The organism is Micromonospora sp. NPDC006766, from assembly GCF_040636055.1.
GTDB lineage: Bacteria > Actinomycetota > Actinomycetes > Mycobacteriales > Micromonosporaceae > Micromonospora.
Genome location: NZ_JBEYIX010000025.1, coordinates 25,606 through 44,676, shown reverse-complemented (window position 1 = coordinate 44,676; position 19,071 = coordinate 25,606). Strand labels below are relative to the sequence as shown.

General features: G+C 73.1%; 19 protein-coding genes. 14 read left to right on the top strand and 5 right to left on the bottom strand.

The genetic code is table 11. From position 1 onward, the window contains the following. The first annotated feature begins 100 nt into the window (after window positions 1-100). The 4 genes from ABZ671_RS20485 (at window position 101) to ABZ671_RS20470 (ending at window position 4,944) form a co-directional block, all read left to right on the top strand. Window positions 101-1,039 carry a helix-hairpin-helix domain-containing protein gene (locus tag ABZ671_RS20485; protein ID WP_357860194.1) on the top strand — a complete coding sequence of 313 codons (939 nt, stop codon included), beginning with the start codon at window positions 101-103 and terminating at the stop codon, window positions 1,037-1,039. Further along, window positions 1,036-3,432 (top strand): ComEC/Rec2 family competence protein, encoded by a 2,397-nt coding sequence (locus ABZ671_RS20480; RefSeq protein WP_357860191.1) that lies wholly within the window; start codon window positions 1,036-1,038, stop codon window positions 3,430-3,432. The genes ABZ671_RS20485 and ABZ671_RS20480 overlap by 4 nt, the downstream gene beginning before the upstream one ends. 142 nt (window positions 3,433-3,574) lie before the next feature. Next, on the top strand, window positions 3,575-4,555 hold the full coding sequence (holA, locus tag ABZ671_RS20475; protein WP_357860298.1) for a DNA polymerase III subunit delta: 981 nt from the start codon (window positions 3,575-3,577) through the stop codon (window positions 4,553-4,555). 20 nt (window positions 4,556-4,575) lie between these two features. Beyond that, window positions 4,576-4,944 (top strand): hypothetical protein, encoded by a 369-nt coding sequence (locus ABZ671_RS20470; RefSeq protein WP_357860295.1) that lies wholly within the window; start codon window positions 4,576-4,578, stop codon window positions 4,942-4,944. 150 nt (window positions 4,945-5,094) lie between these two features. Here the strand turns inward: ABZ671_RS20470 and rpsT are convergent, their stop codons facing one another. Then, window positions 5,095-5,361: a 30S ribosomal protein S20 gene (gene rpsT / locus ABZ671_RS20465; RefSeq protein ID WP_357860188.1), complete on the bottom strand. Its 267-nt coding sequence runs from the start codon at window positions 5,359-5,361 to the stop codon at window positions 5,095-5,097. Between the two features lie 133 nt (window positions 5,362-5,494). Here rpsT and ABZ671_RS20460 point away from each other — a divergent pair, with 133 nt between their 5' ends. The 4 genes from ABZ671_RS20460 to ABZ671_RS20445 all read left to right on the top strand — a co-directional run bounded on the left by ABZ671_RS20460 (window position 5,495) and on the right by ABZ671_RS20445 (window position 9,253). Then, entirely contained in the window at window positions 5,495-6,031 is a 537-nt protein-coding gene (locus tag ABZ671_RS20460; protein ID WP_357860185.1) for a DUF4240 domain-containing protein, read from the top strand. Between the two features lie 93 nt (window positions 6,032-6,124). Then, window positions 6,125-8,002 (top strand): translation elongation factor 4, encoded by a 1,878-nt coding sequence (gene lepA, locus ABZ671_RS20455; RefSeq protein WP_357860182.1) that lies wholly within the window; start codon window positions 6,125-6,127, stop codon window positions 8,000-8,002. 177 nt (window positions 8,003-8,179) lie between these two features. Continuing rightward, window positions 8,180-8,458, top strand: a complete 279-nt coding sequence (locus ABZ671_RS20450; RefSeq protein ID WP_357860179.1) for a GlsB/YeaQ/YmgE family stress response membrane protein — start codon at window positions 8,180-8,182, stop codon at window positions 8,456-8,458. A gap of 150 nt (window positions 8,459-8,608) precedes the next feature. After that, window positions 8,609-9,253 carry an MOSC domain-containing protein gene (locus ABZ671_RS20445; RefSeq protein ID WP_357860176.1) on the top strand — a complete coding sequence of 215 codons (645 nt, stop codon included), beginning with the start codon at window positions 8,609-8,611 and terminating at the stop codon, window positions 9,251-9,253. Between the two features lie 135 nt (window positions 9,254-9,388). Here the strand turns inward: ABZ671_RS20445 and ABZ671_RS20440 are convergent, their stop codons facing one another. After that, window positions 9,389-10,255 carry a hypothetical protein gene (locus ABZ671_RS20440; RefSeq protein WP_357860173.1) on the bottom strand — a complete coding sequence of 289 codons (867 nt, stop codon included), beginning with the start codon at window positions 10,253-10,255 and terminating at the stop codon, window positions 9,389-9,391. Window positions 10,256-10,354: 99 nt separating this feature from the next. Further along, window positions 10,355-11,164 carry an enoyl-CoA hydratase-related protein gene (locus tag ABZ671_RS20435; protein WP_357860170.1) on the bottom strand — a complete coding sequence of 270 codons (810 nt, stop codon included), beginning with the start codon at window positions 11,162-11,164 and terminating at the stop codon, window positions 10,355-10,357. 19 nt (window positions 11,165-11,183) lie between these two features. Here ABZ671_RS20435 and hemW point away from each other — a divergent pair, with 19 nt between their 5' ends. Next, on the top strand, window positions 11,184-12,407 hold the full coding sequence (gene hemW / locus ABZ671_RS20430) for a radical SAM family heme chaperone HemW (protein ID WP_357860167.1): 1,224 nt from the start codon (window positions 11,184-11,186) through the stop codon (window positions 12,405-12,407). Between the two features lie 43 nt (window positions 12,408-12,450). Here hemW and ABZ671_RS20425 read toward each other — a convergent pair whose 3' ends face one another. After that, complete coding sequence (locus ABZ671_RS20425; protein ID WP_357860164.1) at window positions 12,451-13,014, bottom strand: DUF4870 domain-containing protein; 564 nt, start codon at window positions 13,012-13,014, stop codon at window positions 12,451-12,453. Between the two features lie 258 nt (window positions 13,015-13,272). Here ABZ671_RS20425 and hrcA point away from each other — a divergent pair, with 258 nt between their 5' ends. The 3 genes from hrcA (at window position 13,273) to ABZ671_RS20410 (ending at window position 16,248) form a co-directional block, all read left to right on the top strand. Next, on the top strand, window positions 13,273-14,295 hold the full coding sequence (gene hrcA, locus ABZ671_RS20420; protein ID WP_357860161.1) for a heat-inducible transcriptional repressor HrcA: 1,023 nt from the start codon (window positions 13,273-13,275) through the stop codon (window positions 14,293-14,295). A gap of 74 nt (window positions 14,296-14,369) precedes the next feature. Further along, window positions 14,370-15,512 carry a molecular chaperone DnaJ gene (dnaJ, locus tag ABZ671_RS20415; RefSeq protein WP_357860292.1) on the top strand — a complete coding sequence of 381 codons (1,143 nt, stop codon included), beginning with the start codon at window positions 14,370-14,372 and terminating at the stop codon, window positions 15,510-15,512. Between the two features lies 1 nt (window position 15,513). After that, a complete protein-coding gene (locus ABZ671_RS20410) occupies window positions 15,514-16,248 on the top strand; it encodes a 16S rRNA (uracil(1498)-N(3))-methyltransferase (protein ID WP_357860158.1) in 735 nt (244 codons plus the stop codon). Window positions 16,249-16,396: 148 nt separating this feature from the next. Here the strand turns inward: ABZ671_RS20410 and ABZ671_RS20405 are convergent, their stop codons facing one another. After that, window positions 16,397-17,158 (bottom strand): SDR family oxidoreductase, encoded by a 762-nt coding sequence (locus ABZ671_RS20405; protein ID WP_357860155.1) that lies wholly within the window; start codon window positions 17,156-17,158, stop codon window positions 16,397-16,399. A 93-nt stretch (window positions 17,159-17,251) separates the two neighbouring features. Between ABZ671_RS20405 and ABZ671_RS20400 the strand changes: the two genes are divergently transcribed. After that, window positions 17,252-17,602: a histidine triad nucleotide-binding protein gene (locus ABZ671_RS20400; RefSeq protein WP_357860152.1), complete on the top strand. Its 351-nt coding sequence runs from the start codon at window positions 17,252-17,254 to the stop codon at window positions 17,600-17,602. Between the two features lie 21 nt (window positions 17,603-17,623). Beyond that, entirely contained in the window at window positions 17,624-19,000 is a 1,377-nt protein-coding gene (locus ABZ671_RS20395) for a serine hydrolase domain-containing protein (protein ID WP_357860149.1), read from the top strand. Window positions 19,001-19,071: the final 71 nt, after the last annotated feature.

The window sequence follows — 19,071 nt, the reverse complement described above, 5'->3', positions numbered from 1 at the left end:
ACCGTGTGCATGATCAGGCGCTTGTCCACAGGGCAGCTCTCTGTCCACAGAGGCCTCATCCGGACCTGAAATGACCCCTGTCCGGGCCTAGCCTCGCGTCGTGTCGAACGACGAGGAGAGCGTGGTGCGGCGGCGGCTGTCCCTGCTCAGCGAGCCGAGCTCGCGCCACGAGCCGGCCTGGCCGACCTTTGATCTGGCCCCGGCAGCGCCCCAGCGCGACGCGGGACCGCGTTCCGCGCCGGGGAAGTCCGACGCGACCGTGTCGCCCGGAGGCGGGCCGGCGCCGCGCTCGCCGCTGGTGGAAGCAGACGTGCCGATGCCGCTTGCGGCCGGGCTCGCCGAGGCAGCCCTCGGCGACGAGCCCGAGCAGGAGGTGTCGCGCCCGGGCCGGCTCTCCCGGTTGCCCGGTCCGGGTGCCTTCGACCCCGGACGGCGAGGGGTCCGAGCCCTCGCGGTCGTCGCCGCCGTCGTGGTGCTGGTCGCCGGGTTCTGGGCCTGGCGGTCCCGGCCTCAGGCCGAGCCGGTGCGGCCGGTGTCGACGGTCGCCGCACCGGACGAGGCGCAGCCGTCCCCGGCCGCACCGCCCGGGGCGAGCGGCGAGGTGGTGGTCGCGGTCGCCGGCAAGGTACGCCGTCCCGGGCTGGTCCGGCTGCCAGCCGGCGCCCGGGTCGGCGACGCCGTCGAGGCGGCCGGCGGCGCACTGCCCGGGGTGGACGTCGCCCTGCTCAACCCGGCCCGCAAGCTGGCCGACGGGGAACTGATCCTGGTCGGCGTCACCGCGCCCCCCGCCGCCGCCGGGCAGCCGGGCGCGGCGGTGGGGCCGGCGGTCGACGGCGCGGCACCGGGCGGGCTGGTCAACCTCAACACCGCCACTGCGGACCAGCTCAAGACCCTGCCCGGGGTCGGTCCGGTGCTCGCCCAGCGGATCATCACCCATCGCGAACAGCACGGGCTCTTCCGGTCGGTGTCCGACCTGCGCCAGGTCTCGGGTATCGGCGACACCCGCTACGAACAGCTCAAGGACCTGGTGACGGTGTGACCGGGCAGACCGCCACTGACGCGTCCGGCCCGGCCAGCGGTCCGGCGGACCTCGACCTACGGTTGGCCGGGCTGGCCGTGGCCGCCTGGCTCGCAGCCCTGGCCGCACTGCACCTCACCGCGGCGGCAGCCGGCGTGTTGGCCGCCGTCGCGGCCGGCTTCGCCCTGCTCGCCGGTGCGCATCTCCTCGGCGTTCTCGGCCGCCCCGCCGCCCCGGCCCGCCGATACGGCTGGATCGCCGTCGCCGTGCTGCTCGGTTTGGTCTGCGGGGCGGCCGCGACCGCCGCTCGGCTCGCCGTCCGGGACGCGGCCCCGATCCGGGAGCTGGTGGACGCGCGGGCCGTGGTCAGCGCCGAGCTGGTCGTCCGGAACGACCCACGACCGATCCGGGGCGCCGCCGGCCGGCCGGCCACCCTGCTCGTGCGGGCCGACCTCGTCCGATTCACCCCCAGGAACGGCCGGCCGGTGGCCGCGCCGGCCCGAGTGCTGGTGCTGGCCACCGATCCGGCATGGCGCGGGTTGCTTCCCGGCCAGCGGCTGACCGCCGAGGGGCGGCTGGCCGCTCCTCGCGGTGGGGACCTGACTGCGGCGGTGCTCACCGCGACCGGTCCGCCCGTGCCACAGGGGCCACCGCCGTGGCTCCAGCGGGCTGCCGGCGCGCTCCGGGCCGGCCTCCAGCGGGCCTGCGAACCGCTCCCCGACGAACAGGGCGGTCTGCTGCCCGGGCTGGTTGTCGGGGACACCAGCCGGTTGGCGCCCGCCGTCGAGGAGGACTTCCGGGTCACCGGAATGACGCACCTGAATGCCGTTTCCGGTTCGAACGTCGCGATCATCGTCGGCGCGGTGCTGTTGCTGGCCCGGTGGGCCCGAACAGGTCCCGGCGTGGCCGTCGTGCTCTGCGGGCTGGCCCTGATCGGGTTCGTCGTCCTGGTCCGGCCGGAGGCGAGCGTGCTCCGGGCCGCCACCATGGGTGCGATCGGGCTGGCCGCGCTCGCCGCCGGCCGGCCCCGGGCCGCGCTGCCCGCGCTCTGCGCCGCGGTAACCGTGCTGGTGCTGGTCGACCCGCAGCTCGCCCGGGATGTCGGCTTCGCCCTCTCCGTGCTGGCCACCGCCGGGCTGTTGCTGCTCGCCCCGGGCTGGCGGGACGCCCTGCGCCGCCGGGGCGTCCCGCCCGGGTTGGCCGAGGCACTGGCGGTGCCGGCGGCCGCACAGGTCGCCTGTGGGCCCGTGATCGCCGGCATCTCGGGGACGGTGAGCCTGGTCGCGGTGCCGGCGAATCTGCTGGTGGTGCCGGCCATCGCGCCCGCCACCGTGCTCGGTGTGACCGCCGCCGTCGTCTCGCCGGTCTGGCCGGCCGGCGCGGAGTTCGCCGCCTGGTTGGCGAGCTGGCCGGCCTGGTGGTTGGTGATCGTGGCCCGGTACGGGGCAGCGCTGCCGGCCGGGACCCTGCCCTGGCCGAGCGGGGTGACCGGTGCCCTGCTGCTGGCCGGGGTCACTGTGGCGCTGCTGCTCGCCGCCCGGCGGCAGGTGCTCCGGCGGCTCGTCGCGGTATCCGCCGCCGCGGCGCTCCTCGGCACGCTGCCCGTCCGGTTGTTGGCGAGCGGCTGGCCGCCGCCGGCCTGGGTGGTGGTCGCCTGCGCGGTCGGGCAGGGGGACGCGCTGGTGCTGCCGGTCGGTGCCGGTCAGGCGGTGGTCGTCGACGCCGGACCTGACCCGGCCGTGGTGGACGGATGTCTGCGCCGGCTCGGCGTACGTGAGATACCGCTGCTGGTCGTCAGCCACTTCCACGCCGACCACGTGGCCGGGATCGCCGGGGTGTTCCGGGGCCGCCGGGTGGCGGAGGTGCTGACCCCGCAGTGGCCGGAACCGACCTACGGGTCATTCCAGGTGGGCCTCGCCGCACGGGCCGGCTCGGCCGGAGTGGTCACCCCGCCGGTGGGCTGGCGCTGGCGGGCCGGGGACGTGGAGTTGGTCGTCGTCGGCCCGCCCTACCCGTTGCGGGGCACCCGGTCCGACCCCAACAACAACTCCCTGGTGCTGGCCGCCAGCGTGGCCGGGGTGCGGATCCTGCTGTCCGGCGATGCCGAGACCGAGGAGCAGCGGGCAATGCTGGAGCATGCTCCACCCGACGCGTTTCGAGCCGATGTGCTGAAGGTCGCTCACCACGGTTCGGCCTATCAGGATCCGGAGTTCGTGGCGGCGGTTCATCCCGCCGTGGCGCTGGTCTCGGTGGGGGTCGACAACGGCTACGGGCATCCCAACCCGGGGATGCTGGCCCGCCTGTCCGGTGCCGGTGCCCGGGTGCTGCGGACCGACACGGGCGGGGACCTGGCGGTGGTACGGGACGGGCGCGGGCTCGCGGTGGTCGCGCGAGGTGTTGGTCCGGAGCGGTAGGACGTGAAGCAGATACGGGATTCGAGGCATCTTGCTGGGATATTCGGTGGATCGACTCAAATGTCTGGATTTGCGCTGAGTGCGGGCTGTGGCGTCACAGTCACCGATGAGCAGGCACGATCCGGCCGAAGGCCGTGCGAGTATGGGCGACGTGACCCCGGCCAGCCTGCCCCCTATTCTGCTCGTTCTCGGCGACGAGGAACTGCTCGCCACGCGCGCGGTCACCGAAGCCGTAGCCCGGGCCCGCAGCGTCGATCCGGAGGTGGACGTCCGCGACTACCAGGCGGCTTCGCTGACGGTGGGGGAGATCGCCGAGATGCTCAGCCCCTCGCTGTTCGGCGGGCATCGGGTGCTCGTGCTCCGGTCCGGCCAGGACGCTCGCAAGGACCTGGTCGCCGCGCTGCTGGCGTACGCGAAGAACCCGGACCCCGACGTGCAGTTGGTGGTGCTGCACCTCGGCGGTGCGAAGGGCAAGGCGTTCGCCGACGGGCTGCGCGCGGCGGGCGCGACGGTGGTGCCGGCGGCGAAGCTCAAGGGGCACCGGGATCGGGTCGCCTTCGTGCGGGACGAGATCCGCCGTAGCGGGGGCAAGTGCACCGAGGACGCCGCCGAGGCCCTGATCGCCGCGGTCGGCACCGATCTGCGGGAGCTGGCTGCCGCCAGCTCGCAGCTCGTCGCCGACACCGACGGACGGATCGGGGCGGACACTGTGGCTCGCTACTACCGTGGCCGAGTCGAGGTGACCGGTTTCGCCGTCGCCGACGCCACGATGGTTGGCGACGTCCCCGCCGCACTGGAGGCGCTGCGCTGGGCGCTGCACGTCGGCGTCGACCCGGTGCCGATCGCCGACGCGCTCGCCGACGGCGTGCGTACGGTGGCCCGGGTTGCCTCCGCCGGGCGGGGTAGCCCGTATCAGCTGGCCAGCAGCCTGGGTATGCCGGCGTGGAAGATCGAGCGGGCCCAGCGGCAGTGCCGGGGCTGGAGCCCGGAGGCTCTGGTCGAGGCGATGCGGGTGGCCGCCGAGTGCAACGCCGCCGTCAAGGGAGGCGCCGACGACCGGGCGTACGCGCTGGAGCGGGCGGTGTTCGCCGTCGCCGCAGCCCGGCAGGGCGGGGCGCGGTGACCCGAACCCCCCGGCCCTGGGTGACCGTCCCGACCGGCGGGGAGCGATACCGCCCGCTCTACGCCCGGGTGCTCGGGCTGCGCTTCGTCAACCCGGGCGGGGTGCTCTGCTTCCTCTTCTTCGAGGGGGCGGTGGCGCTCGCCGTGCTGCTCGCCCTCGCCGAGTTGGTCAGCTGGTGGGCGGTGCCGGTGCTGCCGGCCGTGGTGGCGGCGATGGTGAAGCTCAACGACCTGGTCGCCGAGGTGGTGATCCGTACCGCAGCGCAGGTGCCGGAGCAGGAGCGGGACCGGTTCCGGCGGCAGATGGAGCCGGTGGTCGGGCGGGCCCGCATGCCGTCGACGGTTGGCGGAAGACGCACACGCCAGAAGCGATATGACTCTGAGTCATAAGTATGTCTCAGATTCATATCGCTAGGAGAGGTTGCTGCCTCGGGGGCACGGCCCGGAAACGGGCCTGGCCCAGAGAACGACCCGAAAAGGCCGACAGCCGGAAGCCCCGGGATCCTCCCCCGGGGCTTCCGGTCAGGTCTGAGACGCTCGTCAGGCCGAGAACGAGGCGACGCGCTGGGCGATCGCCGACTTCCGGTTGGCCGCCTGGTTGGCGTGGATGACACCCTTGCTGGCAGCCTTGTCCAGCTTGCGGGAGGCGTCCCGCATCAGGGTGGTGGCCAGCTCGGCGTCGCCCGCCTCGGCAGCCTCGTGGAACTTCCGGATGGCGGTCTTCAGCGACGACTTGACCGACTTGTTACGCAGCCGGCGCTTCTCGTTCTGCCGGTTGCGCTTGATCTGGGACTTGATGTTCGCCACGCGACAGCCTCGTCTTGATAGCTCGGGTTGGTCTGCTTTCGCGCACGACGAGCATGCGTCATCGTCGCGCGAAAAGTCAGGTTACCAGGTCGGCCGGGACGAGCCAAAACGGCCTCTGCCAGACTGACCAGCCATGAGGACCGACGACTTCTGGCAGCTGATCGACCAGGCCCGGGCCGGGGCCGGCACGGCGGCCGACGCGGTCGCCGCCCGCGCGGTCGCCCTGCTCGCCGAGCGGGACCCGGCGGAGATCGTCGGGTACGCCCACCACCAGCGGCGAGTGCTCGCCGCGTCCTACCGGGTTGACCTGTGGGGTGCGGCGTACCTGATCAACGGGGGCGCCTCGGACGACGGCTTCGAACACTTCCGGGGCTGGCTGATGACCCAGGGCCGGGCGGTCTTCGCCCGGGCGGTCGCCGATCCGGATTCCCTCGCCGAGTTGCCGCAGGTCCGGGCCGCGGCGCTCAGCGGCGAGGAGTTCGAGTGCGAGAGCATGCTGGCGGTGCCCTGGGAGGCGCACCGAAGGGCGACCGCGGCCGAGTTGTCGGCGGACCGGGACCGGGTTCCCGTGCCCGACCTCAACGACTTCTGGGACTTCGACGACGAGGCGGAGGCGCGGCGGCGGTTGCCCCGGCTCGCCGCCCTGTTCGCCGAGCCGCCGCAGGAGTGACCGGGGAGGACCGGCATCCCGAGCGACGTGGGAGCATAGAGGGGGCCGGCGTCGTGCCGGCCCGCTCACGTCAGCCGACCAGAACGGACCGCTGTGCCACCGACGCTCGATCCCGGCGCGAACGCTCCTGGAGCCACCGACCCGGCGCGCATCAGGAACTTCTGCATCATCGCCCACATCGACCACGGGAAGTCGACCCTGGCCGACCGGATGCTGCAGCTCACCGGCGTGGTCGACCCCCGGCAGATGCGCGCCCAGTACCTCGACCGGATGGACATCGAGCGCGAGCGCGGCATCACCATCAAGAGCCAGGCCGTACGCATGCCGTGGACGATCCGGGACGGCGACCGGGCCGGCGAGGCCGCCGTGCTCAACATGATCGACACACCGGGTCACGTCGACTTCACCTACGAGGTGTCCCGGTCCCTCGCGGCGTGCGAGGGCGCGATCCTGCTGGTCGACGCCGCGCAGGGCATCGAGGCGCAGACCCTGGCCAACCTCTACCTGGCGCTCGAGAACGACCTGCACGTCATCCCGGTGCTCAACAAGATCGATCTGCCGGCCGCCCAGCCGGAGAAGTACGCCGAGGAGCTTGCCCATCTGATCGGCGGCGACCCGGCGGACTGCATCAAGGTCTCCGGCAAGACCGGTGAGGGCGTGTCGCATCTGCTGGACGAGATCGTCCGGCAGTTCGTGCCGCCGGTCGGAGCGGCCGAGGCCCCGGCCCGCGCGATGATCTTCGACTCGGTGTACGACGTGTACCGAGGTGTCGTCACCTACGTCCGCGTGGTCGACGGCAAGATCGAGGCCCGCGACCGGATCAAGATGATGTCCACCGGCGCCGTGCACGAGCTGCTGGAGATCGGCGTCATCTCGCCGGAGATGGTGAAGTCCGACGCGCTCGGCGTCGGCGAGGTGGGCTACCTGATCACCGGCGTGAAGGACGTCCGGCAGTCCCGGGTGGGTGACACGGTCACCATCAACACCCGGCCGGCGACCGAGGCGCTCGGTGGCTACAAGGACCCGAAGCCGATGGTCTACTCGGGCCTCTACCCGATCGACGGCTCGGACTACCCCAACCTCCGTGAGGCGCTGGACAAGCTCAAGCTCAACGACGCCGCGCTGACCTACGAGCCGGAGACCTCGGGCGCGCTCGGCTTCGGCTTCCGCTGTGGCTTCCTCGGCCTGCTGCACCTGGAGATCATCCGGGAGCGGCTGGAGCGGGAGTTCAACCTCGACCTCATCTCCACCGCCCCGAACGTGGTCTACCGGGCCATCCAGGAGGACGGCGAGGAGGTCGTGGTCACCAACCCGAGCGAGTACCCGACCGGCAAGATCGCCGAGGTGTACGAGCCGACCGTGCGGGCCACCGTGCTGACCCCGAACGACTACGTCGGCGCGGTGATGGAGCTGTGCCAGGGCCGCCGGGGCAGCCTGCTCGGCATGGACTACCTCTCCGCCGACCGGGTGGAGCTGCGCTACACCCTGCCGCTGGCCGAGATCATCTTCGACTTCTTCGACCAGCTCAAGAGCCGCACCAAGGGGTACGCCTCGCTGGACTACGAGCCCTCCGGCGAGCAGTCGTCGGACCTGGTCAAGGTGGACATCCTGCTGCACGGCGAGCCGGTGGACGCGTTCAGCGCCATCGTGCACAAGGACAAGGCGTACGCCTACGGCACCACGATCGCGGCGAAGCTGCGCACCCTGATCCCGCGCCAGCAGTTCGAGGTGCCCATCCAGGCCGCCATCGGCAACCGGGTGATCGCCCGGGAGACGATCCGTGCCATTCGCAAGGACGTGCTCGCCAAGTGCTACGGCGGTGACATCAGCCGTAAGCGCAAGCTGTTGGAGAAGCAGAAGGAAGGCAAGAAGCGGATGAAGATGGTGGGCCGGGTGGAGGTTCCCCAGGAGGCCTTCATCGCCGCGCTCTCCTCCGACTCGGGTGACGGCAAGCCCGCCGGCAAAAAGTAGCCGCACCGGTCCGCCGACGCACGGCCGGCGCCCCGCCACGGGACCCGTACCCCGGGTCACGCGTGGGGCGCCGGCCGTTTCGCGTACCCGTCGGTTTGGGTTTTCCGCGACCCGGGAACTTACCGGTCACGACAGGAACCACACAGGATGTGGGTAACTTCTTGGGAGGAGACGACCATGACCATCACGGGCATCATCTCCGCACTGATCGTCGGTCTGATCATCGGCGCTCTGGGTCGCCTGGTCGTTCCGGGGCGCCAGAGCATGCCAGTTTGGCTGCACATGGTGATCGGTGTGGGCGCCGCGTTGCTCGGCACCGTGCTCGCCCGGGCCGGAGGCTTCGCCGACACCGCTGGCATCGACTGGCGTGAGCTGCTGCTGCAGATCGTGCTGGCCGCCATCGCCGTGGCCATTGTGGCCGGGGTGGGTGGCCGGCGCAGCGTCTCGCGCTACTGACCCCCGAAGCGCCCACAGCGGGGCGTCCGGCCATCGAGGTCGGGCGCCCCGCTGGGGTAAGGAGGGGCCCCTTGTTAACGCCTGCGGTAGAGCACGGGCCCCCTGTTAACGCGGTTCCGGCGAGGGCGGCGGCACCCGTACGCTCACTGCATGACGGGCAGGCTGACGGCGGTGAACATCGGCGTGGTGACCGAGGCGGAGTGGGCGGGCGACGCGAGCGGCCGCAGCGGGATCGACAAGCGCCCGGTCGACCGCCCGGTGTCGATCCGGTTCGCCGGGGTGACCGGCGACTTCATCGGGGAGCGCGCCCACCACGGTGGCCCTGACCAGGCGGTGTACGCCTACGCCGAGGAGGACGCCGGCTGGTGGGCCATCGAACTGGGTCGGGCCATCCGACCAGGCGCGTTCGGCGAAAACCTCACCACGTACGCGGTGGATGTCACCGGGGCTGTCGTCGGGGAGCGGTGGGCGGTTGGCTCCGCCCTGCTCGAGGTGACCAAGCCACGCACCCCGTGCACCACGTTCGCCGGCTTCTGGGGCGTGCCCGATCTGATCCGGCGGTTCACCGTCCGGGCCGCGCCCGGGGCGTACCTGCGGGTGCTGCGGGAGGGCGAGGCCGGCGCGGGCGACCCGGTCGAGGTGGTGGACCGGCCGGCGCACGGGGTGACCATCGGCGAGGTGTTCCGGGCGACCACGTTGGAGCCCGAGCTGCTGCCCCGGCTGCTCGACGTGCCGGAACTGCCCGAGCCGATCCGGGACAAGGTTCGTCGCCGGCTCGGCGTCGCCCGCTCCTGACCGGGTGCTGTCGCCTCCGTGGACGGCCCTGGCGCAGGCCCGGGTCCGGCCGCGGATCCGGCCGAGCCGCGGATGGGGGTCTGGTCGAGCGACTGGGGGGTCTGGTCGAGCGACACCACCCCGTCCCGGCCCCGGTCAGGCGTCGGCGAAGACCTCCGCCAGCACCTGGGTCGAGGCCGCCTGGCCGTCGCGTACCCGGTCCCAGGTGCCGTGCTTGGCGGTCCACTCCAGGTCAGCGAAGCGGACCCGCTTCACGCCGTGGTCGTCGGCGTGCGAGACCAGCCAGTGCGCGTACCGCCAGCCGTTGCGGCTGTTGGTCGCCGGGACGGTGAAGCCGGTGAGTTCGGTCGGCGTGGTGAGGTCGTGCAGGCCCCAGTCCAGGGCGAGGCTCTCGACCAGAGCGGCCGCCGCGGCCGGGCCGCGCATCGAGGGCGTCGAGCCGACCGTGCAGGCCACCGCGCCGGTGGCGTGACCGAGCAGCGCTCGGGTGAGCACCTCGGACTCGTCCGCCCACTTCTCGTACGCCTCGGGGAAGGCCGACCGTTGCACCCGCTGGGCCGCCTCGGTGACCCGCATCTTCTCCCAGCCCTTGACCTTCTTCAGCGCGGCGTAGAACTGGTTCGCCGCGTAGCGCGGGTCCTGGACCTGTTCGGGGGTGCCCCAACCCTGGCTCGGGCGCTGCTGGAACAGGCCCAGCGAGTCCCGGTCGCCGTGCGCGATGTTGCGCAGGTGCGACTCCTGGTACGCGGTGGCCAGCGCCACCACCACGGCCCGCTCGGGCATCCGCCGCTGTACGCCGATCGCCGCGATGGTGGCCGCGTTGGCCATTTGTTCGGCACTCAGCACGACCTCGCCGTCGGCCTGCACCGTGCAGGTGCGGCTGGCCATCGTGAACCGGAGGTGCTGCCCGAACTGCTTGGTGACGAACCAGACGCCGAGCAGGGCGACGACCGCCACCACCACACCTGCCGCCACGATGGCAACTCGAATCCGCACGCGCACCCCCTGTCCCGACGGTCCGACCAGCGTACGTCCCCCGACGCACGGTCCGGGGCCGGCCGTCCGCCCTAGCTCGCGCCCGCCCGACCCGGTCGTTCGGTCCTAGCTCGCGTCCTCTCCCGGACCACCGTCCAGAGCGGCCACCCATCGAGCGAGTCGTTTTTCGCGGAACGCGGCCACGCCCTCCCGGCCCTCGTCGGAGAGGAAGTACCCGGTGGAGAGGGCACCCAACTCGGCGATCTCCGCCCGCAGGTCGGTGGCGGCCGGCCGGCGCAGCAGCTCCTTGGCGCCGGCGAGGGCCTTCGGCGCGCCCCGCACCAGCGAGGCGCAGTAGCGTGCCACCGCCTCGTCCAGCTCGGCCGCCGGCACGGCGGCGGTGACCAGGCCGATCTCGGCGGCCCGCCGGCCGTCGAAGGTGTCGCCGGTCAGGTACAGCTCGGCGGCGGCCCGGGAGTGCAGCCGGGGCAGCACGGTCGCGGAGATCACCGCCGGGATCACCCCGATCCGGACCTCGGTGAACGCGAACGTCGCCTCCTCGGCGCAGACCGCCAGGTCGGCTGCGGCGATCAGGCCCAGCCCGCCCGCCCGGGCCGGCCCGGCCACCTGCGCCAGCACCGGCTTGGGGCACTCCCGCACCGCCGCCAGCACCTCGCCCAGCATTCCCGCCGGCACCGTCCCGCTGGCGTACGCGGCGGCGGTCTCCTTCAGGTCGGCCCCGGAGCAGAAGACCGGGCCGGTGTGGCCCAGCACGATCGCCCGGACGGCGTCGTCGGCGACCGCGGCGGCCAGCCCGGCCAGCAGCTCGGTCATCAGCGGGGTGGAGAGCGCGTTGCGGTTGTGCGGGCTGTCCAGGGTGAGGGTGGTCACCCCACGGGCCGTGGCGACCCGCACGAGAGCGTCCGGAGAGGTCATGCCGGGCACACTAGTGGCCATGCCTGGCGCTCTTCCAGAAGGCGAGCCCGTCCCGGTCGACGGGTCGCTGCCCCCTGCCGCCCTGTCTGCCGTCGGCGCGCGCGGCTTCGGGGTGTATGTGCACGTCCCGTTCTGCGCCAGCCGCTGCGGCTACTGCGACTTCAACACCTACACGTCGGCGGAGCTCGGCGGCGGAGCCAGCCGCGAGTCGTACGCCGAGACCGTGCTGGCCGAGCTGGCGCTCGCCGCCCGGGCGCTGGGCGACACCCCGCCGCCCCGGGTGGACACCGTTTTCGTGGGTGGCGGTACGCCCACCCTGCTCCCCGCCGACGACCTGGCCCGGATCCTGGACGGCATCGACCGCACCTGGGGGCTGGCCGCCGACGCCGAGGTGACCACCGAGGCCAACCCCGAGTCGGTAAACCCCGGGTCGCTCAAGGCGCTGCGGGCGGCCGGCTACACCCGGATCTCGCTGGGCATGCAGTCCGCCGCGCCCGGGGTGCTGGCGATCCTGGACCGGCAGCACAGCGCCGGTCGGGCCGTGGCCGCCGCCGAAGAGGCGCGGGACGCCGGGTTCGACCACGTGAACCTGGACCTGATCTACGGCACGCCGGGGGAGCACGCGGAGGACTTCGCCGCCTCGCTGGACCAGGTGGTGGCGGCGGGCGTGGACCACGTCAGCGCGTACGCCCTGATCGTGGAGGAGGGCACCCGGCTGGCCGCGCGGATGCGTCGCGGAGAGCTGGCGTACCCGAGCGACGACGTCGCGGCGGACCGTTACCTGGCCGCGGAGGCCGCCCTGGACGCGGCCGGCTTCTCCTGGTATGAGGTCTCCAACTGGGCCCGCTCCGAGGCGGCCCGCTGCCGGCACAACCTGCTCTACTGGCGCGGCGGTGACTGGTGGGGCCTCGGCCCGGGGGCACACAGCCACGTCGGCGGGGTGCGCTGGTGGAACGTCAAGCACCCCACCGCGTACGCCGGACGCCTGGCCGCGGGGAAGTCACCCGGCCTGGCCCGGGAGGTGCTCACCCCCGACGAGGCGCACATGGAGGACGTGATGCTGCGGCTGCGGCTCGCCGACGGCCTGTCGCTGGGCGTGCTGGACGCGGCGGGTCGGGCCGGCGCGCAGCGGGCACTGGCCGACGGTCTGCTGACCGCCGACGGGTACGCGGCCGGCCGGGCCGTGCTCACCCTGCGCGGCCGGTTGCTGGCCGACGCGGTGGTGCGCGACCTGCTGCCCTGAGCGATGACGGACCCGGCCGACCGGAGGGACGGCCGGGTCACGGTCACTTGATGAAGCTGGCGGACATCGGGTAGCGGTAGGGCTGGCCCTCGTTGGCCTTCATGCCGGCGATGATCCCGAACAGGATCTGGATCACCACGACCGCGATGCTGGGCAGGAAGAGCAGGCACCAGCTCACGAAGAGCAGCACGAACGCGATGATCGACCAGAGGAGCTGGAAGTTCAGCGCGGCGAGGGCGTGGGCCCGGGCGGTGGGGGACTGCGGGCCGCGGACCAGGAAGGCGATCAGCGGGGCGACGAAGCCCAGCGGGCCGAAGCTGATCAGTGCGCCAGCGGCGCCGCCGAAGTGCGCGATCAGCGCCCAGGTCTTGTCCTCGTTGTTGCCGTAGCCGCCGCCCGGCGGGGGGTAGCCGCCCGGCGGGGGGTAGCCGCCCGGCGGCGGATAGCCACCGGGTGGGGGATAGCCGGGACCGCTCGGGCCCCCGGACATTGGTGCGGTGGGGGGCTCGTTGGCCGGCGAGGAGCCGTATGGTGCCGACTGCGGGGTGTCGCCCGGCGGCTGGGCGCCGGGGTCCCCCGCTCCGGGAAAGCGAGGTGGTTCAGTCATGGACGTCACGGTAGGTCCCGTTCGCAACGACGCGCCAGAGCGACACCGCCCCGGAAGTCCGGCTGTTTGGCTCTCCCGGAGTGTGCGGTGGACCGCACCGGAGGTCCGTCGCTGATCATCGCGTCGGTGGGTGTGCCGACGTAGACTGGCACTCGCTACAGTCGAGTGCCAGATGCTCGACCGGCACCGCGTGCCGCCTGATCGACCACCAGGCGGTGCCGGGCGCCGGCGGGCCGAGGTGCGTCAGGAGGTGGGGAGATGGGTCTCGACGACCGCAAGCTCGCCGTGCTCCGCGCGATTGTCGAGGACTACGTCGCCACCCAGGAGCCGGTCGGCAGCAAGGCGCTGGTGGAGCGCCACCAGTTGGGCGTCTCCCCGGCCACCGTACGCAACGACATGGCCGTCCTGGAGGACGAGGGCTACATCCGGCAGCCGCACACCAGCGCCGGCCGGGTGCCCACCGACCGCGGCTATCGGCTCTTCGTCGACCGGCTCTCGCGGGTCAAGCCGCTCAGCCCGGCCGAGCGCCGGGCCATCGAGCGGTTCCTGGTCGGCGCGGTCGATCTGGACGACGTGGTGCACCGCACGGTCCGGCTGCTGGCCCAGCTCACCCGGCAGGTCGCCGTGGTGCAGTACCCCAGCCTGGCCCGTTCCAAGGTGCGCCACCTGGAGCTGGTGCCGATCTCCACCACCCGGCTGATGGTGGTCATGATCGCCGACACCGGTCGGGTCGAGCAGCGGCTGGTCGAGCTGCCCGGCCCACTGTCGGCCGACGACGTCACCGACCTGCGTCGGCTGGCCAACGACAAGCTGGTTGGCAGCCGGCTGTCGGACACCCCGCCGCTGGTCCAGGCCCTGGTGGACGAGTCCTCGCCGCACCTGCGCCCGGCCATGGCCACGCTCTCCAGCGTGCTGCTGGAGACGCTGGTCGAGCGGCACGAGGAGCGGCTCGCGCTGGCCGGCACGGCCAACCTCACCCGAGGTGGCCTGCTGGATTTCCAGGGCTCACTGCGGCCCATCCTCGAGGCGCTCGAGGAGGAGGTCGTGCTCCTCAAGCTCATCGGCGAGGCCGAGCCGAGCACCACCCGGGTGCTGATCGGCGACGAGAACGAGATCGACAACCTGCGCGCCGCCTCGGTGGTCAGCACCGGGTACGGCCCGGGTCGCACCATCGTCGGCGGCCTGGGTGTGGTCGGGCCGACCCGGATGGACTACCCCGGCACCATCGCCACGGTGCGAGCCGTGGCACGCTACGTGGGCGAGCTGCTGGCCCAGAACTGACCAGTCAGGGGCGGCGGCCGGCAGGAGGCCGGCGACCGGCGCAACGCGAGACGAACATGAGGACACCGAACGCAGTGGCCAGGGACTACTACGGCATTCTCGGCGTCAGCCGGGACGCCTCCGACGACGAGATCAAGCGCGCCTACCGCAAGCTGGCGCGGCAGTTCCACCCGGATGTCAATCCGGATCCGGAGGCACAGGAGAAGTTCAAGGACATCAACGCCGCGTACGAGGTCCTCTCGGACGATCGGAAACGGCAGATCGTCGACCTGGGCGGCGACCCGCTGGCTCCGGGGGGCGGGGGCGCCGGTCCGGGAGGCCCGGGCGGCGCCGGCCCGTTCGTCGGGTTCCAGGACATCATGGACGCGTTCTTCGGCGGGGCTGCCGGCGGTTCGCGCGGCCCCCGTCCGCGTACCCGGCCGGGCGCTGACGCGATCCTGCGGCTGGAGCTGGACCTCAACGAGACCGCGTTCGGCGTCGAAGCCCCGATCACGGTCGACACCGCCGTGCTCTGCACCACCTGTTCCGGTGCCGGGACCGCGGCCGGCACCCACCTCGCGACCTGCGAGGCGTGCGGTGGGCGGGGCGAGGTGCAGTCGGTGCAGCGGACCTTCCTCGGCCAGGTGGTCTCCGCCCGGCCGTGCACGGTCTGCCAGGGCCACGGCACCACCATCCCGAACCCCTGCCCGACCTGTGCCGGTGACGGCCGGGTCCGGACCCGCCGCTCACTCACCGTCAAGATCCCGGCCGGTGTCGAGGACGGCATGCGGATCCGGCTGGCCCAGCAGGGCGAGGTCGGCCCGGGCGGCGGGACGGCCGGCGACCTCTACGTGGAGATCCACGAGCGGCCGCACGACGTCTACTCCCGCAAGGGCGACGATCTGCACTGCCGAGTCACCGTGCCGATGACCGCCGCCGCGCTCGGCACCCGGCTGACCATCAAGACCCTGGACAGCGAGGAACCGGTCGATGTCAAGCCGGGCACCCAGCCGGGCAGCACGCTGCGGCTGCGCGCCCGGGGCGTGCCGCACCTGCGCGGCACCGGCCGGGGCGACCTCTACGTCCACCTCGACGTCCGCACCCCGACCAAGCTCGACGCCGAGCAGGAGCGGATGCTGCGCGAGTTCGCCAAGACCCGGGGCGAGGAGGTCGCCGAGCTCACCAAGCAGGGCGGCTTCTTCTCCCGGATGCGCGACGCCTTCAACGGGCACGCCTAGCGTGTCCGCGCCGCTGTTCCTGGTCGAGGCGCTGCCCACCGGTGACACGCTGACCCTCGACGGGCCGGAGGGGCATCACGCCGCCACCGTGCAGCGGCTGCGCGTCGGCGAGGAGTTGCTGCTCGCCGACGGGCGGGGCGGCACCGCCGGCGGGGTGGTCACCGCCGTCGGCCGGGGCACCCTCGACCTGATGATCACCTCCCGGGGGTACGTCGACGCGTCCGTCCCCCGGCTCGTTGTGGTGCAGGGCATCGCCAAGGGCGATCGGGGCGAGCTGGCCGTGCAGGCGATGACCGAGGTCGGGGTGGACGAGATCGTCCCGTGGGCGGCGTCCCGCTCGGTCACGCAGTGGCGTGGCGACCGGGGCGTACGGGCCCGGGAGAAGTGGGCGGCCACCGCCCGGGAGGCCGCCAAGCAGGCCCGCCGGGCCTGGCTGCCGGTGGTGGCCGGCACGCCCGACGAGTCCACCGCGACCGTGGCCCGGCGGATCGCCGGGGCGGCCGCCGCGTTCGTGCTGCACGAGGAAGCCGAGGAGCGGCTGACCACCGCCGAGCTGCCGGAGACCGGCGAGATCGTGCTGGTGGTCGGCCCGGAGGGTGGCATTGCCCCGCCCGAACTGTCCGCCTTCCGCGAGGCCGGCGCCCGCCCCGTCCGTCTCGGCCCCTCGGTCCTGCGCACCTCCACAGCCGGCGTAGCCGCCCTCACAGTCCTAGCCACCCGCCTACCCCGCTGGTAACCCCCGCCCCCGCCCCCCTTGCCTGGCCGATCATGGAAATGTGGTCCCTCGCAAAGGCCGTGAAAGGCTCGAATTGGGCACCACAACTCCATGATCGCCGGGGCGGGGCGGGGTGGGGCGGGGCGGGGCGGGGCGGGGCGGGGTGGGGTCAGGTGCGGAGGTGGGAGGCGCCGTTGAGGTCGAGGATGGTGCCGGAGGCCCACTCGGCCTCGGGGCTGGCCAGCCAGTGCACGGCGGCGGCGATCTCGTCGGGGCGGGCGACCCGGCCGAACGGGGACTGGGCGCGGATCGCGTCGCCGCGCTCGCCGCTGAGGTGCGTGGTGGTCATGTCGGTCTCCACGAAGCCCGGCGCGACCGTCGCCACCGCGATGCCGTACGGGGCCAGGGCCAGCGCGAGCGACTGGCCGAGCGCGTTCAACCCGGCCTTGCTCGCCCCGTACGCCGGCTGCTCCGGCTCGCCGCGAAAGGCGCCCCGGGACGACACGTTCACGATTCGGCCGCCCCGCTCGCGCATGTGCTGGGCGGCGCACCAGGTGACGTTGGCGGCGCCGGTCAGGTTGGTCTCCAGGACCAGCCGCCATTGCTCCTGCCACTGCCCGTAGGTGTTGCCGAAGACCGGGTGCGGCAGGTCCCGTGGGCCGTAAACGCCAGCGTTGTTGACCAACACGTCCAGCCCGCCCAGCCGTTCCGCCGCCTCGTCGACCATCGTGCGTACCGCGTCCGGGTCGGTCAGGTCGGCGCGGACCACCACGTGCCCGTCGCCGGGTAGCTCCTCGCGCAGCTGTTCGGCCAACTCCGCCGAATCCCGATGGTGGATCGCCACCCGATCCCCGCCCGCCGCGAACACCCGCGCCACCGCGCGCCCGATGCCGCGCGAGGCTCCTGTCACCAGTACCGCCCGTCCTGTCATGCGCGCCATCGTGCCGCACCCAGCCGGGTTGTTAACAAGGGGCCCTTGCTATGCCGTAGGCGTTAACAGGGGGCCCTTCCTTACACTGCCTGAATGGGAAGCGACTGCCTGTTCTGCCGGATCGTCGTCGGGGAGATCCCGGCCACCATCGTGCGGGAGACCGCCACCACCCTCGCCTTCCGGGACATCAACCCCCAGGCGCCCACGCACGTGCTGGTGATCCCGAAGGAGCACTACGCGGACGTGGCCACCCTCGCCCAGGGTGACCCGGGGCTGGCCGGCGAGGTGCTCGCCACGGCCGCCACGGTGGCCGAGGAGGAGGGGCTGCTCGCCGACGGCTTCCGGCTGATGTTCAACACCGGGGCGTACGCCGGCCAGGAGGTCTTCCACGTGCACGCGCACGTGTTCGGCGGCGCGCCGCTCGGTCCGATGCTCTGCCGCTAACGCCGCACCTAGACTGCCCGCATGATCACGGTGCATGACCGGCTCGACCGGATGGTGCGGCAGGCGCAGGCCCAGGGTCGGATCCCGGCGGTCTCGGTCGCCCTGCACCGGGCCGACCGGCCGCTCTGGACCTGCGCGGTCGGCGGGACCGGCAACGACACCCCGCTCGACCCCGACACGGTGTTCCGGATCGGCTCGGTCACCAAGACCTTCACCTCCGTGCTGGTGTTGCAGTGCCGGGACGACGGGCTGCTCGACCTGGACGACCCGATCGGGCGGCACCTCGACCTGCCGGCTCACGGCGGGCTGACCGTACGCCGGCTGCTGTCGCACACCGCGGGCCTGCAGCGCGAGCCGCACGGCGACGTCTGGGACACGCTGCGGGCACCCGGCGCGGCCGAGCTGATCGCCGACCTGGACCGAGTGGAGCGGGTGCTGCCGACCGGCCGCCGCTACCACTACTCCAACCTCGGGATGGCCCTGCTCGGCGAGCTGGTGGCCCGGCTGCGGGGCGGCACCTGGGCGGAGGTGCTGGCCGAGCGGGTGCTCGCGCCGCTCGGGTTGGCCGCCACCGGCCTCACCCCGGGCGGTCGGGCGGCGACCGGGTTCCTGGTTGACGCGTACTCCGACGAGGCGCGGCCGGAGCCGCCGACCGACTTCGGTGGGGTGGCCCCGGCCGCGCAGCTGTGGAGCACCGCGCCGGACATGGCGCGCTGGGCGGCCTTCCTGGCCGATCCGGCCGCGCTGGACCCGGCCGGCGCGGTCCTCGCCCCGGCGACCCTCGACGAGATGCGCTGGCCGCTCACCACCACCGACGAGACGCTCTGGGCGGCCGGCTTCGGGTTGGGCCTGATCCTGGTGCCACAGCCGGGGCGGGTGATGCACGTGGGGCACGACGGGGCGATGCCCGGTTTCCTGGCCGCCGTCTACGGCCGGCGGGGCGGGGACGGCACCGCGGGCGCGATGGGCTGCGCGGTGCTCGGCTCCTCCGGCACCGGCGTGGAGGTGCTAGACCTGCCACACCGGCTGCTCGCCGCCGCCGCCGAGCATGATCCGGCCGACATCGAGCCGTGGCGCCCCGGTCCGCCCGCTCCGGAGTCGCTGCGCGGGATGCTGGGCCGCTGGTGGGGCGAGGGCTTCGAGTGCGTCTTCTTCTGGCACGACGGGACGCTGCGCGCCCGCGGGGCCGACGATCCGGCCGGCAAGCCGCCGGCGGTGTTCGCGCCCGTGTCGGACCGGCCGGACGTGTTCCGTACCATCGCCGGCCGCGAGGCGGGTGAGCTGCTCCGGTTGACCCGCGACGAGCGCGGCGCGGTGGTCCGGATGCACTGGGCCACCTACCGCTTCACCCGGCACCAGGAGACCTTCGACGGGTACGACTTCCGCGCCGGTAGTTGATCTCCTACCGGCGGAAATGGCCAAGGTGCGTCCGCCGTTGAACAGATACGATGGGTGGAACCGTACGCCGC

What these genes read in the sequence shown, in the direction of transcription:
- holA (WP_357860298.1), top strand. Translation starts at nt 3,575, where the DNA reads ATGGGCGACGTGACCCCGGCCAGCCTGCCCCCTATTCTGCTCGTTCTC.
- ABZ671_RS20445 (WP_357860176.1), top strand. Translation starts at nt 8,609, where the DNA reads ATGACGGGCAGGCTGACGGCGGTGAACATCGGCGTGGTGACCGAGGCG.
- ABZ671_RS20435 (WP_357860170.1), bottom strand. Translation starts at nt 11,164, where the DNA reads ATGACCTCTCCGGACGCTCTCGTGCGGGTCGCCACGGCCCGTGGGGTG.
- ABZ671_RS20460 (WP_357860185.1), top strand. Translation starts at nt 5,495, where the DNA reads ATGAGGACCGACGACTTCTGGCAGCTGATCGACCAGGCCCGGGCCGGG.
- ABZ671_RS20400 (WP_357860152.1), top strand. Translation starts at nt 17,252, where the DNA reads ATGGGAAGCGACTGCCTGTTCTGCCGGATCGTCGTCGGGGAGATCCCG.
- ABZ671_RS20395 (WP_357860149.1), top strand. Translation starts at nt 17,624, where the DNA reads ATGATCACGGTGCATGACCGGCTCGACCGGATGGTGCGGCAGGCGCAG.
- hrcA (WP_357860161.1), top strand. Translation starts at nt 13,273, where the DNA reads ATGGGTCTCGACGACCGCAAGCTCGCCGTGCTCCGCGCGATTGTCGAG.
- ABZ671_RS20425 (WP_357860164.1), bottom strand. Translation starts at nt 13,014, where the DNA reads ATGACTGAACCACCTCGCTTTCCCGGAGCGGGGGACCCCGGCGCCCAG.
- hemW (WP_357860167.1), top strand. Translation starts at nt 11,184, where the DNA reads ATGCCTGGCGCTCTTCCAGAAGGCGAGCCCGTCCCGGTCGACGGGTCG.
- ABZ671_RS20450 (WP_357860179.1), top strand. Translation starts at nt 8,180, where the DNA reads ATGACCATCACGGGCATCATCTCCGCACTGATCGTCGGTCTGATCATC.
- ABZ671_RS20405 (WP_357860155.1), bottom strand. Translation starts at nt 17,158, where the DNA reads ATGACAGGACGGGCGGTACTGGTGACAGGAGCCTCGCGCGGCATCGGG.